General features: G+C 72.6%; 17 protein-coding genes and 1 pseudogene. 5 read left to right on the top strand and 13 right to left on the bottom strand.

Annotated elements, in window-relative coordinates; translation table 11 throughout:
* Positions 1-70 precede the first annotated feature (70 nt).
* Entirely contained in the window at positions 71-478 is a 408-nt protein-coding gene (locus E1298_RS32445; RefSeq protein WP_207944967.1) for a nuclear transport factor 2 family protein, read from the top strand.
* 26 nt (positions 479-504) lie between these two features.
* Here the strand turns inward: E1298_RS32445 and E1298_RS32440 are convergent, their stop codons facing one another.
* A complete protein-coding gene (locus E1298_RS32440; RefSeq protein WP_131900079.1) occupies positions 505-1404 on the bottom strand; it encodes a nitroreductase/quinone reductase family protein in 900 nt (299 codons plus the stop codon).
* A 91-nt stretch (positions 1405-1495) separates the two neighbouring features.
* Between E1298_RS32440 and E1298_RS32435 the strand changes: the two genes are divergently transcribed.
* The gene (locus tag E1298_RS32435; protein WP_131900077.1) at positions 1496-1972 is read left to right on the top strand and encodes a MarR family winged helix-turn-helix transcriptional regulator; all 477 of its coding nucleotides are present in this window, start codon (positions 1496-1498) and stop codon (positions 1970-1972) included.
* Positions 1973-2078: 106 nt separating this feature from the next.
* On the opposite strand, the gene E1298_RS32430 is transcribed toward E1298_RS32435, so the two are convergent.
* The 5 genes from E1298_RS32430 to E1298_RS32410 all read right to left on the bottom strand — a co-directional run bounded on the left by E1298_RS32430 (position 2079) and on the right by E1298_RS32410 (position 6472).
* Positions 2079-2531: a BP74-related protein gene (locus E1298_RS32430; protein WP_131900075.1), complete on the bottom strand. Its 453-nt coding sequence runs from the start codon at positions 2529-2531 to the stop codon at positions 2079-2081.
* A 155-nt stretch (positions 2532-2686) separates the two neighbouring features.
* A complete protein-coding gene (locus E1298_RS32425; RefSeq protein WP_131900073.1) occupies positions 2687-3292 on the bottom strand; it encodes a nucleotidyltransferase family protein in 606 nt (201 codons plus the stop codon).
* Positions 3293-3310: 18 nt separating this feature from the next.
* A complete protein-coding gene (locus E1298_RS32420) occupies positions 3311-4435 on the bottom strand; it encodes an XdhC family protein (RefSeq protein ID WP_131900071.1) in 1125 nt (374 codons plus the stop codon).
* Positions 4428-5561 carry a vWA domain-containing protein gene (locus E1298_RS32415; protein ID WP_341770663.1) on the bottom strand — a complete coding sequence of 378 codons (1134 nt, stop codon included), beginning with the start codon at positions 5559-5561 and terminating at the stop codon, positions 4428-4430. The genes E1298_RS32420 and E1298_RS32415 overlap by 8 nt, the downstream gene beginning before the upstream one ends.
* Positions 5562-5569: 8 nt before the next feature.
* Positions 5570-6472, bottom strand: a complete 903-nt coding sequence (locus tag E1298_RS32410) for an AAA family ATPase (protein ID WP_131900069.1) — start codon at positions 6470-6472, stop codon at positions 5570-5572.
* 143 nt (positions 6473-6615) lie between these two features.
* Between E1298_RS32410 and E1298_RS32405 the strand changes: the two genes are divergently transcribed.
* Genes E1298_RS32405 through E1298_RS32395 form a run of 3 tightly spaced genes read left to right on the top strand, consistent with a single transcriptional unit; the run spans position 6616 to position 9942 of the window.
* Positions 6616-7899 (top strand): sulfite oxidase, encoded by a 1284-nt coding sequence (locus E1298_RS32405; protein ID WP_131900067.1) that lies wholly within the window; start codon positions 6616-6618, stop codon positions 7897-7899.
* Between the two features lie 10 nt (positions 7900-7909).
* The gene (locus E1298_RS32400) at positions 7910-9310 is read left to right on the top strand and encodes a selenium-binding family protein (protein WP_131900065.1); all 1401 of its coding nucleotides are present in this window, start codon (positions 7910-7912) and stop codon (positions 9308-9310) included.
* On the top strand, positions 9307-9942 hold the full coding sequence (locus tag E1298_RS32395) for a hypothetical protein (RefSeq protein WP_131900063.1): 636 nt from the start codon (positions 9307-9309) through the stop codon (positions 9940-9942). Before E1298_RS32400 ends, E1298_RS32395 begins: the two co-directional genes overlap by 4 nt.
* Positions 9943-9964: 22 nt before the next feature.
* Here the strand turns inward: E1298_RS32395 and E1298_RS32390 are convergent, their stop codons facing one another.
* The 7 genes and pseudogenes from E1298_RS32390 to E1298_RS32360 all read right to left on the bottom strand — a co-directional run.
* On the bottom strand, positions 9965-10600 hold the full coding sequence (locus tag E1298_RS32390) for a Uma2 family endonuclease (protein WP_243725944.1): 636 nt from the start codon (positions 10598-10600) through the stop codon (positions 9965-9967).
* 54 nt (positions 10601-10654) lie between these two features.
* A complete protein-coding gene (locus E1298_RS32385; protein ID WP_243725943.1) occupies positions 10655-11101 on the bottom strand; it encodes a PH domain-containing protein in 447 nt (148 codons plus the stop codon).
* Positions 11094-11969, bottom strand: a complete 876-nt coding sequence (hisG, locus tag E1298_RS32380; protein ID WP_131900061.1) for an ATP phosphoribosyltransferase — start codon at positions 11967-11969, stop codon at positions 11094-11096. Before hisG ends, E1298_RS32385 begins: the two co-directional genes overlap by 8 nt.
* Positions 11970-12071: 102 nt before the next feature.
* A complete protein-coding gene (ribH, locus tag E1298_RS32375) occupies positions 12072-12575 on the bottom strand; it encodes a 6,7-dimethyl-8-ribityllumazine synthase (protein WP_131900059.1) in 504 nt (167 codons plus the stop codon).
* Positions 12575-13813, bottom strand: coding sequence for a bifunctional 3,4-dihydroxy-2-butanone-4-phosphate synthase/GTP cyclohydrolase II (locus E1298_RS32370; RefSeq protein WP_131900057.1), 1239 nt, complete (start codon positions 13811-13813; stop codon positions 12575-12577). The genes ribH and E1298_RS32370 overlap by 1 nt, the downstream gene beginning before the upstream one ends.
* Complete coding sequence (pnuC, locus tag E1298_RS32365; RefSeq protein WP_131900055.1) at positions 13810-14451, bottom strand: nicotinamide riboside transporter PnuC; 642 nt, start codon at positions 14449-14451, stop codon at positions 13810-13812. The genes E1298_RS32370 and pnuC overlap by 4 nt, the downstream gene beginning before the upstream one ends.
* Positions 14448-14737 (bottom strand): annotated as a pseudogene (locus E1298_RS32360) (riboflavin synthase); the annotation flags it as partial. The gene pnuC and the pseudogene E1298_RS32360, both read right to left, overlap by 4 nt.

Genomic DNA, 14737 nt, shown 5'->3' with positions numbered 1-14737 from the left:
CCCCTGATCCGTCCCTCCCGTCCCGGCGCCCACCGCCCGCGGTTGCCGGTGAGCGCGCACTCAGATTAGGATGAGTGAGCACTCACTCAAGGGAGGGATCATGGCCGGGACGGTGGAGGACGAGCAGGTGCGCGCCACGGGCGAGCGCTGGGCGGACGCGGAGCGGCGCAGCGACACCCAGGCCCTGGACGGCCTGCTGGACGAGGACTTCCGGGGCGTCGGCCCCGTGGGCTTCGTCCTGACCAAGCAGCAGTGGCTCGGCCGCTACGAGGGCGGGCTGGCCGTGGAGTCGTTCGACTGGCAGGACGTGAACGTCCGCGTCTTCGGCGACACCGCCATCGCGATCGGCACGCAGGTGCAGGAGGCCAGCCACCAGGGACGGCCTTCGTCCGGGAGGTTCCGCTCCACGCAGGTGCTCGTCCGGCGGGACGGCGGATGGCGCATCGTGAGCATGCACCTGTCGCCCCAGCAGCGATAGCCATCCGGGCCGATGGCGGTCGGCCGTCAGGCCGGGCCGGCGGAGCGGGCGAGCCGCGGCGGCGCCCAGGACGGGCCGACGGCGTTGAGGACGGCGCGGAGCTGCTCCTCCTCGTAGGCGAAGTGCGCGTCCAGGCCGGCGGTCATCCGGTCGAGCTCGGCGCGCACGTGCGCGGGGTCGGCGGCGTCCAGGTCGTCCACCAGGGCCTGGAGGTCGCGCCGGGCCTCCGTCACCTGGACGTGCTCGCGGCGCAGGCGCTCGACGACGGGCGCGAGGCCGGGGAACTCGGCCTCCAGGCGGGGGAACGCGCGCCCCTCCTCGTTGTCGTGGTGCTCGCCGAGCACGTCGCAGACCGACACGCAGTGCTCGCGCAGCTGGGCGCCCAGGTCAGACAGGGCGGCCGCGGGCGCGCGGCCGTCCAGGGCGGCGAGCACCTCGTCCCGCAGCCCGGCGAGCCGCCCGCGCAGGTCGTTGTGGATCTTCACCAGCTCGTCCCCGATCGCCCAGGCCCGCCCCGGCGCAGACGCGCGGTACAGCGCCACGACGGGGATCACGCGGCCGGCCTTGCGCTGGTACTCGGCGTACACGGGGACGCGCTCGGCCTGCCGCGCGTACAGCCGGTCCCGCTCCTCGCCCTCGACCGGGAGCGCGGCGCCCGCGAAGGTCTCCGTGCCCACCTCCACGGTGACGCGCGGGTCGGCGCGGATGTTGCGGTACCAGGCCGGATCGTCCGGCGCTCCGGCGTTGGACGCGAAGACCAGCAGCCGGTCGCCGTCGTCCAGGTAGGCCAGGGGCGTCGTGTGACGCCTGCCGGACTTGGCGCCGGCGCTGGTCAGCAGCACCAGGTCGGCGCCCTCGAACCTGCCGCCGACCCTGCCGCCACCGGCCCGGAACTCCTCGATGACCGGCCGGTTCGCCTCGTTCATCGGACGCGTCTCCTATCCTTGGACCACGTGGGCGACTTTGCTTTGAGAGCAAAGCCTTTAATATGACAAAGGTATTTTGGAAGCGCAGGCGATGTCAACCGATGAGAGCGCGGAGCCGGGCCCGGACGTCGACGACGGGATCCGCACGATGCTGCTGCTGATGCCGCGCCTGGTCTCGGCCGCCAAGCGGATCAGGGTGCCCGACGAACTGGCCGGCTTCGACCTGGCGCCGCGGCACCTGTCGCTGCTCGCCTACCTGCTGTTCGACGGGCCGATGAACGTCAACGAGCTGGCCCGGCGGCTGGAGGTGGTGCCCGCCACGGTGAGCCTCATGGTCGGCGACCTGAGCCGCCAGGGCATCGTCGAGCGCCGCGAGGACCCGTCCGACCGGCGCCGGACGATCGTCAGTGTCGCCGACGCGCACCTTCCCGCGATCAACGGCTGGCTCGGGCAGGGCGCGGGCGCCTGGCGCGCCGCCCTGGAGCCCCTCACCGCCGCCCAGCGCAAGATGTTCATCGACACCCTGCTCGCCTACGAGCGCGCCGTCACCGAGGCCCGCGCCCGCTGATCCGCGGCCCATGGCGCCCGAGGCGACCATGGCGCAGAGCCGCGACCCGGAACCGGGCTCGTCGCAGGCTCTGCGCCATGGCTTCACGCGCTGTCCGGAACCGTTCCTACTGCGGAGGGACCTCCCTGATCAGGCGCGAGGTCCAGGGGCACCAGTACAGGCCGGGCAGGAACGCGCCGCCCGCCTCGTCCAGGTGGTCTTCGACGTACGGAAGGGTCGCGTCGCACACCTCGATGGCGAGATCGAAGAAGTCGACCGTCTCGGGGTTGTAGTGGTAGCTCCACCTGGGGTTGTAGGGGGCCTGACGCTTGATGATCTTGCCCATGACGTGCGGCCGATCCTGGGTCACGCCCGCGATCAGGTCCCGGGCGTGCTGGATCTTGGCGGGGTCGTCGAGTTGGAGGACGGCTTCCTCTCTGGTGATGTCGGTGAACACGAAGTAGGCCGGCGCGTCCGTCCGGTGGGCGTCGGACTGCTCGGCGAGGGCCGACGGGCCCATGGACAGGGCGAGCGCGGCGGCCGCCGCGAGCGCGGCGATCCGTGAGGTGAAACGTCGCAAGAATGGCTCCAGTGACGTACGGGTCGCGGTGTGCGACCGTTCGCCACGAAGAGTAATTGAATGACCACATATCGCTGTCGGCCGTGTTCTGTCACCGGAACGCGCACCAACCCCTGTCCCCAGGGCGATTCCGGCCCCATCGGCCTCGGCTCGGGTCAGGCTCCGGTGCCGTGCTCGGACGAGCAGATGAAGGCGGCGAGGTCCGCCGGGGTGTCGATGTCGTCCGGGGCCGCCACATCGTCGCAGGGGACGCCGGTGAGCAGGTCCGGGTGGGCGCGCAGGAAGCCGCGCGCGCCCGTGTCGCCGACCGCCGCCTCCGCTGCCGCGGCGAAGTGCCGGGCCCGGAGCAGGACGGGGTTGCGCGGCTCGCCCGCGTAGGTCGCGACGGCGATCTCGGCGCCCGCCTCGTAGGCGGCGATCAGCCGCCGGACGGCGGCCGGGGAGACGCGGGGCTGGTCGACCAGCGCGACGACGACGGCGGGGCAGGCGGGCGGCAGCGCCGCGAGCCCGGCGCGCAGGGACGAGCCCATCCCGTCCCGCCAGCCCGGGTTCGGCACGACGACCGCCCCGATCACCTCGACCTGCGCGGCGCCGATGACCACGATGACCGGGGAGCAGCCGGCCTCCCGCAGCAGGTGGACGCCCCGGTCGACCAGGCGCTCCCCGTCCAGCTCCAGCAGCGCCTTCGGGCCGCCGAGGCGGCGGCCCTCCCCCGCCGCGAGCAGCAGGCCGGCCGGTGGCTCCTCGCCGTGCAACGTCATCACGCGAGGGTAGCCCGCTCACCCGCCGTCGGCGTGGATCCTGCCGCTGGTGTCGGTGAGCGGCCGCCCCGACCCGCCCCAGCGGAGCTGGACGAGCTCCGCCGCGATCGACACGGCCGTCTCCTCCGGGGTGCGGGCGCCGAGGTCGAGGCCGATCGGCGACCGCAGCCGCGCCAGCTCCGCGTCCCTGAGCCCCGCCTCGCGGAGCCGGTCGAGCCGGTCGTCGTGGGTGCGGCGCGAGCCCATGGCGCCCACGTACCCGGCGCGGGTGCGCAGCGCCACCTCCAGCAGCGGCACGTCGAACTTGGGGTCGTGGGTGAGGACGCAGATCGCCGTCCGCTCGTCGATCGCGTCCCCGGCCTCCTCCAGGAACTTGTGCGGCCACCGCACCACGACCTCGTCGGCCTCGGGGAACCGCTTGGCCGTGGCGAAGACGGGCCGCGCGTCGCAGACCGTCACGCGGTAGCCGAGGAACTTGCCGATCCGCGCCACGGCCGCCGCGAAGTCGATCGCGCCGAACACCAGCAGCCGCGGCGGCGGCGCGAACGAGTGGACGAAGACGGCCAGCTCGTCCAGCCGCCGCTCGCCCTCGCGCCCGTAGTGCCGCTGCCCGGTGAGGCCCTGGGCGAGCATGCCGCGCGCGTCGTCGTCCACGGCGGCGTCGAGGCGGTCGGCGTACGGGGCGCCGGGCGCGAGCGTCCCGGACGCGCGGTCGCTCCACACGACGCGGCGCGCACCGATCCGGCCGGGCCCGGCGACCACCGTCGCGACCGCGACCGGCTCGCCCGCCCCGATCGCGGCGGCCACCTCGGCGAACTCGGGGAACGTCGCGGGCCCGACCGGCTCCACCAGCACGTCGAGGATGCCGCCGCAGGTCAGGCCGACGGCGAACGCGTCGTCGTCGCTCACCCCGTACCGCTGGACGACCGGCTCGCCGCTGTCCATCACCGTCCGCGCCAGGTCGTACACCGCGCCCTCGACGCAGCCGCCGGACACGCTGCCGGCCACCTCCCCGCCCGCCGACACCGCCATCGCCGCGCCGGGCGGGCGCGGCGCGCTCCGGAAGGTGTTCACCACGGTCGCGAGCCCGAACGTCTCCCCCGCCGCATACCAGCCGGCGATGTCGCCGAGCACGTCACGCATGTGCGCTCCCCTCTCCCGCCCCGCCGCTCCTCGCGCTCCCCGCGATAAGGCGGGCCAGGTCCTCCAGGGCGGCGAGGCTGTGCCCGGAGGTGAAGTCATCGACGTGCGGGAGCGCCGCCGCCATCCCGGCGGTCAGCGGCTCGTACCCCGGCCGCGCCTTGTGCGGGTTGGCCCACACGACGCGGTGCGCGAGGCGGTGCAGCCGCGCCATCTGCGCCCCGAGGAGGGCGGCGTCGCCGCGCTCCCAGCCGTCCGAGGCGATGACGGCGACGGCGCCGCGCGCGAGGCCGCGCTGCCCGAACCGGTCGAGGAACTCCTTGAGCTCCTCGCCGAGGCGGGTGCCGCCGCTCCAGTCCGGGATCGCCGCGGACGCCGCCGCCATCGCCGCGTCCGGATCGCGGTGCCGCAGCTCCCGCGTGAGCCGGGTCAGCCGCGTCCCGGCGCTGAAGACCTCCACGGCGCGCCCGCCGGACCGGGCGGCGGCGTGCGCGAACCGCAGCAGCGCGTCGGCGTACGGGCCCATCGAGCCGCTGACGTCCACGATCAGGACGACGCGGCGCGGGCGGGTGCGGTGGGCGCGGCGGCGCAGCAGCGAGATCTCGCCGCCGCGCCGCAGCGTCTCCCGGACGGTCCTGGCGGGGTCGAGGCGGCCCGCGGGCGCGGGGGCGAACCGGCGCGACCGGCGCCGCTCGGCGCCCGCGTCCAGCAGCGCGATGAGCCGCGCGACCTCGGCGCGCTCGGCGGCGGTGAGCCGCGCCAGGTCCCGGCCGCGCAGCACCTCGGCGGGGCTGGCGGCGGCGGCCCTCGGGTCGCCGCCCTCCTCACCGTCCGCCGCGCGCGGCTCGGGCACCGCCGCCCGCCGCGCGACGACCGGCGGCGGCGTCCTGCCGGGTCGGGCCGTCGCGCCGGAGAAGTACGCGGCGAAGCAGCGGTCGTAGCGGGCGAGGTCGCCGGGGTCGGCGCACAGCGTCAGCCGCCCGGCCCAGTACACATCGGACGGGTCCAGGACGTCGAGGTGGTCGAGGGCGGCCAGCATGGCCTGGAGCCGCTCGGAGTCGGCGGCGCCTCCGGCCGCGCGCAGCGTCCGCGCGAACCCGGTCATCGTCTCGGTGACGTCCCGCCGCACGCGCCCGTTCACCCTCCGCCGAGCAGGGCGCCGAGCCCGCCGGCCAGCACGCGCTGCTGGTCCTCCCGGTACTTCAGGACGGCGCCGAGCGTCACCGCGGCCGTGCCCGGGTCGAGCTCGCGGACGCCGAGGGCGACGAGCGCCTCCGTCCAGTCCAGGGACTCGGCCACCCCGGGCGGCTTGAGCAGGTCGCGGTCGCGCAGCCGCTGCGCCGCGCCGGCGACCTGCCCGGCCAGCCGTCCCGCCACGCCGGGCAGCCGCCGCCGGATGATGGCGACCTCCCGGTCGAACGACGGGTGCTCCAGCCAGTGGTAGAGGCAGCGCCGCTTGAGCGCGTCGTGGACCTCGCGGGTCCGGTTGGAGGTGACGACGACGACCGGCGGGCGCTCGGCCCGGATCGTCCCCAGCTCGGGCACGGTGATGGTGAAGTCGCTGAGCACCTCCAGCAGGAACGCCTCGAACTCGTCGTCGGCGCGGTCCAGCTCGTCCACCAGCAGGACGCTCGGCGAGGTCTCCAGCGCCCGCAGCAGCGGCCTGGCCAGCAGGAAGCGCCGGTCGTACAGCTCGCCCTCCAGCCGCGCGACGTCGCGGGCCCCGGCGGCCTCGGCGGCGCGCAGGTGCAGCAGCTGGCGCGGGAAGTCCCAGTCGTACAGGGCCTGGGAGGCGTCCAGGCCCTCGTAGCACTGCAGCCGGATCAGCGGCGCGCCGAGCACCAGCGCGAGCGTCTTGGCCAGCTCGGTCTTGCCGACGCCGGCCTCGCCCTCCAGGAACAGCGGACGGCCCATGCGCAGCGCCAGGAAGCACGCCGTCGCCAGGCCATCGTCGCAGAGGTAGGCGTGCCGCTCCAGCAGCCTCGCCAGCTCCGCGGGCGAGGCGACCTGGTCCGCCGTCGTCGGTGCCGTCTCCCCCACGGTTCACAGGCTACTCAGCCGGACGGAGATCGCATATGCCCCGCACCCTGCGTTTTCACGGCGAATGGCACGTCCCTACCATTTTCCGGGTTTGCTAGTAGGGAAAGTTGACTTTTCGCCCGTCACTCAGGAGCATCGACCACATGCGATCCGGTGACGGGGACGGGCACGACCTGACCGAAGAGACCACCTACGAACGCGTCCGGGCGGCACAGAGCATGTCCCGGCGCGATCTCATGCGCTTCTCGGCCACCGCGGGCCTGGGCGCGGCCGGGTTCGGCACCGCGGCGCTGGGCACGGCGTTCGCCGCGGCACCCGCCGCTGCCGCGGCGACGGGGATCGTCAAACCGCTGCCCGCCGAGCTGTTCATCCCGCAGGGCACCAACGCGGAGACACGGTGGGAGGCCATGAGCGGCCAGGGCTACGTCACCCCGGTCGACCGGTTCTTCGTCCGCAACCATGTCTCCACGCCGCTGATCGACGCGCGCACGTGGCGGCTCAAGCTGTGGGGCACCGGCCTGCACGGCTCCCCCGCCGAGGACCGTCCGGTCGAGTTCTCCTACGAGGACCTGCTCGGACTCCGCGCCGAGTCGCTCACCGCGTTCATCGAATGCACGGGCAACGGGCGCAGCTTCTACACGTCCCAGCAGGGGCAGCAGGTCTCCGGCACGCCGTGGAAACTCGGCGGCGTGGGCGTGGCGCACTGGCGCGGCGTCCGGCTGGCGACCGTCCTGGAGCGCGCAGGTCTCACCCGCCGGGCCGTGGACATCCTGCCGCGCGGGCTGGACGCTGACTATGTGGACAAGGGCGAGAACCTCGGACGCGTGCGGCGCCCCCTTCCGATCGCCAAGGCGCTGAAGGACGTCCTGCTGGCGTACGAGATGAACGGCGCGCCGCTCCCGCCCGACCACGGCTTCCCCGTCCGGCTCGTCGTGCCGTCGTGGGTGGGCATCGCGTCGGTGAAGTGGCTCGGCGACATCCAGGTGGCGGACGAGCCGCTGTTCTCGCCGTGGAACACCCGCTACTACCGGCTCTTCGGGCCCGGCTACCCGCCGGAGGGCAGCGCGCCCCTGACACGCATGAACGTGAAGTCCGCGTTCGAGCTGCCTTGGGACGCCACCCTCCCCGCCGGTCGCCGGCACGTCCTGCACGGCCGTTCCTGGTCGGGCAACGGCCGCGTCCGGCGGACGGACGTGAGCGTCGACGGCGGCCGCACCTGGCACCGGACGCGGCTGAACGACGTCCACGCCAACCCGCGCGGATGGGTCCGCTGGGAGTTCCCGTGGCGCCCCCACGCCCCCGGCCGCTACGAGCTGCTGGCACGTGCCACCGACGAGACCGGCGCGTCCCAGCCCGCGACCGCGCCCCACAACACGCTCGGCTACCTCTTCGGCGCCGTCGTCCGGCACCCGGTCACCATCGCCTGAAAGGACCACCATGGCACTGTGGAAGCCCGACCCGACGTTCTACGCCTCGCCGCGCGACGCGGTCGCCGCCCCGCCCGAGAAGCTGGCGTACGTCGCCGCGTTCGACCGCGCCGCCGAGAAGCCGGACGCCATCGCGGTGCTCGACGTGGACCCGGACTCCGTCGGCTACGGCGGCGTCGTCGGCTGGACCGAGCTGCCCCACCTCGGCGACGAGCTCCACCACTTCGGCTGGAACGCCTGCTCCAGCGCCCTGTGCCCCTACGCCCCGCACCCGCACGTGGAGCGCCGCTACCTGATCGTCCCCGGCCTGCGCTCCTCGCGGATCTACGTGATCGACACCAAGGAGAAGCCGACCTCTCCCGAGATCGTCAAGATCCTGGAGCCGGACGAGCTGGCCAAGCGCGCCGGCTACTCGCGCCCCCACACCGTCCACTGCGGCCCCGAGGGCCTCTACGTCACCGCGCTCGGCGGCGCGAACGGGCAGGACGGGCCGGGCGGAATCGCGCTGCTCGACCACACCTCGTTCGACGTCCGGGGCCGCTGGGAGGTCGACCGGGGCCCGCAGTACTTCGCGTACGACGCCTGGTGGCACATCGCCCACGACGTGCTCGTCACCTCCGAGTGGGGCACCCCGTCCATGATCGAGGACGGGGTCGTCGGCGAGCTGCTCCTCGGCCGCAAGTACGGGCACGCACTGCACTTCTGGGACCTGCGCAAGCGCCGCCACGTCCAGACCGTCGACCTCGGCGACGAGCACCAGATGGCGCTGGAGCTGCGCCCCGCGCACGACCCCACCGAGCAGTACGGGTTCGTCGGCGTCGTGGTCAGCGTGGAGGACCTGTCGGCCTCGGTCTGGCTCTGGCACCGCGACGGCGACCGGTGGGCGGCCAAGAAGGTCATCTCCATCCCGGCCGAGCCCGCCGACAAGGCGGACCTGCCCCCGGTCATCGAGCCGTTCGGCGCCGTCCCGCCGCTCGTCACCGACATCGACCTGTCCGTCGACGACCAGTGGCTGTACGTCTCGTGCTGGGGCACCGGCGAGCTGAGGCGCTACGACGTCAGCGACCCGTTCAACCCGGTCGAGGCGGGCTCGGTCCGCCTCGGCGGCATCGTGGGCCGCGTCCCGCACCCGGCCGCGCCGGACCTGCCGCTCGCCGGGGGCCCGCAGATGGTCGAGGTCAGCCGCGACGGCAAGCGCGTCTATGTCACGAACTCCCTCTACGGCGCGTGGGACGACCAGTTCTACCCGGACGGCGTCGGCGCCTGGATGGCCAAGCTCGACTCCACCGCCGACGGCTTCGCGCTCGACGAGCGGTTCTTCCCGCACGGCGACGACTTCCGGGGCCGCAGGCCGCACCAGACCCGCTTGCAGGGCGGTGACGCCTCCTCCGACTCCTACTGCTATCCGTGAACGACGGCTCGCTGGCCGCCCTGGTGGCGCTCGGCGCGTTCCACGGCCTCAACCCCGCCATGGGGTGGCTGTTCGCGGTGGCCCGCGGCCTCCAGGAGCGCAGCAGGGCCCTCGTCCTGCAGTCGCTCCCGGCGATCGCCGCGGGCCACGCCGCGTCCGTCGGCGCCGTGGCCGTCCTCGTCGCGCTCACCCGCTCCGTCGTCGCGACCCAGGCGGTCGCGATCGGCGGCGGCGTCCTGCTGGTCGGCTTCGGGCTGTGGAGGCTGCTCTCCCAGCGCCACTTCCGCTGGGTCGGCATGCGGATCTCCCTGCGGCAACTCGCCGGCTGGTCGTTCCTGATGTCCTCGGTCCACGGCGCGGGCCTGATGCTCCTGCCCGTCCTGACCTCGTCCGGGACGGCCCCGGCGGGCCACGACCACGGCCTCGCGTCCTCGGGGAGCGCCCTCACCACCGGCGTCTTCGTCACCGGCGTCCACACCCTCGCGATGTTCACCGCGGCCGGCGCCGTAGCCGTGGCCGTCTACGAACTCGTCGGCCTGACGATCCTCCGCCGCGCCTGGTTCAACCTCGACCGCCTCTGGGCCGTAGCCCTCATAGGCGCCGGCACCATAACCCTCTTCACCGCAATCTAACGCACCCACTCCGCGAAGCGGCCTATCGGCGCCGCCGCCGCTGCCCGACCGCGGTGAGATCGATCTCGATGTCGAACGGCACCGTCACCTTGAGCGTCTCGTGATGGATCCCGGTCAACGCGTATTTGCTGGTGGCGGGATCAAGCTCGTACACATAGGCGACCGTGCGGCCTTCGTCGTGCTCCACGCGCCAGTAGTGGCGAATACCCGCGGCCTCGTACTTCCGAGGCTTGGTTTCGCGGTCGCGATCTTCTGATTCCGGCGAGACCACCTCGACGGCCAGCACCACGTCCTTCGGAAGATAGTGCGTGGACGAAATCTTCGGCTTGAACGCCTCAGCGATGATCACCATCACGTCCGGCTCCGGGGCCTGCCGTTTGGCCAGCTTCACGGCCATCTCCCGGACCGCCCGGAATTCCTCGGGCGCCTGCTCGTCCAGCTCGTCTTCCAGTAGTCGCATAACGCTGGAGTGCCACTGCTCTTGTGGGCTCACGAAGACGAGGCTCCCGTCGATCAGCTCCGTGTGCCGGGGCAGACCGCGCATGCGCAGGAAGTCGTCAGCCGTGAATCCGCCCGGCGGGGGGATCACCCAGTCTGGCAGCGGATCAACTTCCATGTGACTACTTTCCGCATGCACTTCGACACTCTGTGCGCTCATGAACACACTGTCGCACACGCTGTTAGCCCGTGTAACCACCTTACGGCAACGTCGTCAGGTGGGGTGGGGGGCTTCGCCTCGTTCGTGGAGGAGGAGGCGGAGTTCGACCAGTTGGCGGGCGGCGAGGGTCTTTTCGGCGCCGTTGATGCCCATCGCGCCGATGGAGGTGCCGTCGGCCAGGTCGAGGGTGGGCCAGGGCTCGCCGACGGACATGTTGGCGTCCAGGACCTCGGGCCATTCGAGGCGGCGGGTGCGGAAGGCGTTGACGACCGTGAGGCCCGCCTCGTCGGCGGTCACCCGGCAGCGGGCCAGCATGTGCAGGACCCACGCGACGAGCAGCCCGAAGGCGACCATGAGGGCCCGGTCGAACGTCTTGAACTGGGGTGCCACCACCACGGCGAGCACGATCATGCCGAGCACGATGGCGCCCGCCGTGGCGTAGGCGACGATCCGGGTGGTGCGGGGACGCCACACGGTCGGCAGGGCCGGTGCGTCAGTCAACGATCTTGGAGATCGGGATTTCGAGGATGTCGTGGGCGCCGGCGGCCTTCAGGGCCGGGATCAGCGTGTTGACGCCGCGCTTGGCGACGACGGACTCGACGGCGTTCGACTCGCCGCCGGCGAGGGAGGTGACCGTGGGCGAGGACATCGACGGCATGATGTCCAGGACGGCCTGGAGGTCGGCCTGGGCGACGTTCAGCTTGAGCAGGACGTTGCCGCGGGCCCGGATGGCGCCTTGCAGGAGCAGGGCGACGTCCTCCATGGCGGCGCGCTTCTCGGGGACCTCGTAGGACTCGCGGTTGGCGACCAGCTCGGTGTAGCTGGTGAGGAGCGTGTCGAGGATGCGCAGGCCGTTCTTGCGCAGGGACGACCCGGTCTCGGTGAGGTCGACGATCGCGTCCACGATGTCGGGCACCTTCGCCTCGGTCGCGCCGTAGGACGGGACGACCTTGGCCTTCACGCCGTGCCGCTCCAGGAACCGCTTGGTCATCGCGGGGAACTCGGTGGAGATCCGGACGCCCTCGGGCAGGTCGGAGACCCGCTGCCAGAGCGCGTCGTCCGGCACCGCCATGATCACCCGGACGGGATTGGCCGTGGCCTTGGAGTACTGCAGCTCGCCGAGGCTGACCACGTCGGCGTCGGTCTCGGTGATCCAGTCGCGGCCGGTGATGCCGAGGTCGAACAGGCCCTGCTCCAGGTAGGTCGGGATCTCCTGCGGGCGCAGGACCCGGACCCGGTCGATGCGGGGGTCCTCGATGGAGGCGCGGTAGTCGCGGTCCGACGTGCGCCGGACGGTGAGGTCGGCGGCGTCGAACAACTGCATGGTCGCCTTCTCCAGCGACCCCTTGGGCAGGACGAGTGACAGCACGGAAAATGCCTTTCGATGGGTGAGTACGGGATACCCGGGGACGGCCGGGAGCGGATGAGCGGGTCGTTCGGGGGCGCTTGGAACGCCCCCGCACCCCCGCCGTCAATGCTCCTGGGTGTGCCCCGCGTGACCGTGATGCCGCAGACCTCGCAGGGTCAGTGCCGTGTCGAGTGCGGCCACAGTCGCCTCCCATCCCTTGTCCTCGTGGCTGCCGGGCAGCCCGCTGCGGTCCAGTGCCTGCTCAATGGTGTCACATGTGAGCACCCCGTTGCCCACCGGAGTCGCCTCGTCCAGCGCGACGCGGGTCACACCGGCGGTGACGGAGTCGCAGACATAGTCGAAATGGGCGGTCTGCCCGCGGACGACCGCGCCGAGGCAGACGACGGCGTCGAGGTCGCGGGCCAGCTGCTGGGCGATGACGGACAGCTCCAGCGCTCCGGCGACGCGGGCGACGACCGGCTCGTCCACGCCGCACGCCTTGGCCGCGGCGAGCGCGCGGTCGAGGAGCCGGTCGGTGATCTGGCCGTGCCAGCGCGTGCAGACGATGCCGAGCGTGAGCCCGGCGGCGTCGACGGTGGCGTCCTCGGGGCGTCCCGCGCCGCTCATCAGAGTCCCTCGATCCGGTGTCCGAGACGGTCCCGCTTGACCGTCAGGTAGCGGCGGTTGTGCTCGGTGACGACGACGGGCATGGCCTCGCTTCCCCGCACGTCCAGGCCGAACCCCTCCAGGCCCTTGAGCTTGGCCGGGTTGTTGGTGAGCACCCGGATCGAGCGCACGCCGAGGTCGCTCAGCATGTGGGCGGCGTTGGAGTACTCGCGCGCGTCGGCGGGCAGGCCCAGCTCCAGGTTGGCGTCGACGGTGTCGGACCCGTTGTCCTGGAGGGCGTAGGCGCGGAGCTTGGCGAGCAGGCCGATGCCGCGGCCCTCGTGGCCGCGCAGGTACAGCACGACGCCGCGTCCCTCCTCGGCAATGCGCTCCATGGCGGCGTCGAGCTGGGTGCCGCAGTCGCAGCGCTCGGAGTGCAGGACGTCGCCGGTGAGGCACTCGGAGTGCGCGCGGATCAGCACGTCCTGGCCGTCGCCGATGTCGCCGAGGACGAGCGCGACGTGCTCGCCGCCGTCGATGGCGCTGGAGAAGCCGACGGCGCGCCACGTCCCGAAGCGGTTGGGCACGCGGGTCTCGACGACGCGGGCGACCATCGGCTCGGTGCGCTTGCGGTACTCCACGAGCTGCTCGATCGAGATCAGCCTGAGGTGGTGCTCCTTGGCGAACACCTGAAGCTCGGGCAGCCGCGCCATGGTGCCGTCCTCGTTGACGACCTCGGCGAGGACCCCGGCGGCGGTGAGGCCGGCCATCCGGGCGAGGTCGACGGCGGCCTCGGTGTGCCCACGGCGGCGCAGGACGCCGCCCTCGTGGTAGCGCAGCGGGAAGATGTGCCCCGGACGGACGAGGTCGCGCGGCTCCGTCGCCGAGTCGCACAGCGTGCGGATCGTCCTGGCCCGGTCGGCGGCGGAGATCCCGGTGGTCACGCCGTCGCGCGCGTCCACGCTGACCGTGTACGCGGTGCGCATGCGCTCGGTGTTCTGCGAGGTCATCAGCGGGATCTGCAGCCGGTCGAGCTCGGCGCCCTCCATGGGCACGCAGATCACGCCGCTGGTGTAGCGGATCGTGAACGTCAGGAGCGCGGGGGTCGCCTTCGCCGCGGCGAAGATGATGTCGCCCTCGTTCTCGCGGTCCTCGTCGTCGACGACCACGACGGGACGTCCCGCCGCGATGTCGGCGACCGCCGCCTCGATGGAGTCGAAGAGCCCGTCGTTGCCGTCGTTGCTGTCGTTGCCGCTCATGCGGTCACCGCCTTGTTCTGCGGGGCCCGGACGTCCCGGGACTCCCTGAGCCAGTTCCTGAAGCCGACCATCACCAGCACGAAGAAGACCCCGTAGACCGCCCCGGAGACGTACAGCCCGGATTTGAGGGCGAGGGGGACGCCGACGAGGTCGACCAGCACCCAGACGATCCAGAAGTCGACGAGGGCGCGGCTCTGGGCGAACGTCGCGACCGCGCTGCCGACGAAGATGTAGGCGTTCGCCCACGGCGACCAGGCCACCTTCAGCCAGTCGAGGTGGATGAACAGTTCGGCGACCACGGCGGTGCCGAGCAGGAGCGCCGCGATCAGCACCACGCGCTCGCGGAGGGTGGCCTGGCGGACGGCCAGCCCGCGCTCTTCGCGGCGGCCGCGCGTCCACATGGCCCATCCGTAGACGGCGAGCACGCAGAACAGCATCTGCTTGAGGGCGTTTCCGGGGACGTGCGCGTGCAGCGAGGCGGCGAGCAGGAGGAGGGCCCCGGCCAGCTGCACCGGCCACGTCCACAGGGTCTTGCGCATGGCCAGGTACACGACGGCGAGGGAGAGCACGTTGCCGATGAGGTCGGTCCACAGGACGTGCTCGCCGAACAGCCCGAAGCTCGCGTTGAGCCAGCTCATGTCCGTTCGCCGACCATGCGCTCGACGTACTTGGCGACGACGTCCACCTCAAGGTTCACCGGGTCGCCGGGCTTCTTGTGGCCGAGCGTGGTGAGCGCGAGCGTGGTCGGGATGAGGGCGACGCTGAACCGGTCGGCCCCGGCCTCCACGACGGTGAGGCTGATGCCGTCCACCGTGATGGAGCCCTTGTCGACCAGGTAGCGGCTCAGCCCGGGCGGCAGGGAGACGGTCACCACGTCCCATCGCTCTCCACTGCCCCGGGGGGACGACCCCCCCGTCCCCCCGG

It is taken from the genome of Actinomadura rubrisoli (assembly GCF_004349215.1).
In the GTDB taxonomy this organism is placed as follows: Bacteria; Actinomycetota; Actinomycetes; order Streptosporangiales; family Streptosporangiaceae; genus Spirillospora; species Spirillospora rubrisoli.
This window is presented reverse-complemented; position numbering and strand designations above follow the sequence as displayed.

What these genes read in the sequence shown, in the direction of transcription:
- E1298_RS32405 (WP_131900067.1), top strand. Translation starts at nt 6,616, where the DNA reads ATGCGATCCGGTGACGGGGACGGGCACGACCTGACCGAAGAGACCACC.
- E1298_RS32370 (WP_131900057.1), bottom strand. Translation starts at nt 13,813, where the DNA reads ATGAGCGGCAACGACAGCAACGACGGCAACGACGGGCTCTTCGACTCC.
- E1298_RS32440 (WP_131900079.1), bottom strand. Translation starts at nt 1,404, where the DNA reads ATGAACGAGGCGAACCGGCCGGTCATCGAGGAGTTCCGGGCCGGTGGC.
- E1298_RS32400 (WP_131900065.1), top strand. Translation starts at nt 7,910, where the DNA reads ATGGCACTGTGGAAGCCCGACCCGACGTTCTACGCCTCGCCGCGCGAC.
- E1298_RS32420 (WP_131900071.1), bottom strand. Translation starts at nt 4,435, where the DNA reads ATGCGTGACGTGCTCGGCGACATCGCCGGCTGGTATGCGGCGGGGGAG.
- pnuC (WP_131900055.1), bottom strand. Translation starts at nt 14,451, where the DNA reads ATGAGCTGGCTCAACGCGAGCTTCGGGCTGTTCGGCGAGCACGTCCTG.
- E1298_RS32435 (WP_131900077.1), top strand. Translation starts at nt 1,496, where the DNA reads ATGTCAACCGATGAGAGCGCGGAGCCGGGCCCGGACGTCGACGACGGG.
- E1298_RS32390 (WP_243725944.1), bottom strand. Translation starts at nt 10,600, where the DNA reads ATGAGCGCACAGAGTGTCGAAGTGCATGCGGAAAGTAGTCACATGGAA.
- E1298_RS32425 (WP_131900073.1), bottom strand. Translation starts at nt 3,292, where the DNA reads ATGACGTTGCACGGCGAGGAGCCACCGGCCGGCCTGCTGCTCGCGGCG.
- E1298_RS32445 (WP_207944967.1), top strand. Translation starts at nt 71, where the DNA reads ATGAGTGAGCACTCACTCAAGGGAGGGATCATGGCCGGGACGGTGGAG.
- ribH (WP_131900059.1), bottom strand. Translation starts at nt 12,575, where the DNA reads ATGAGCGGCGCGGGACGCCCCGAGGACGCCACCGTCGACGCCGCCGGG.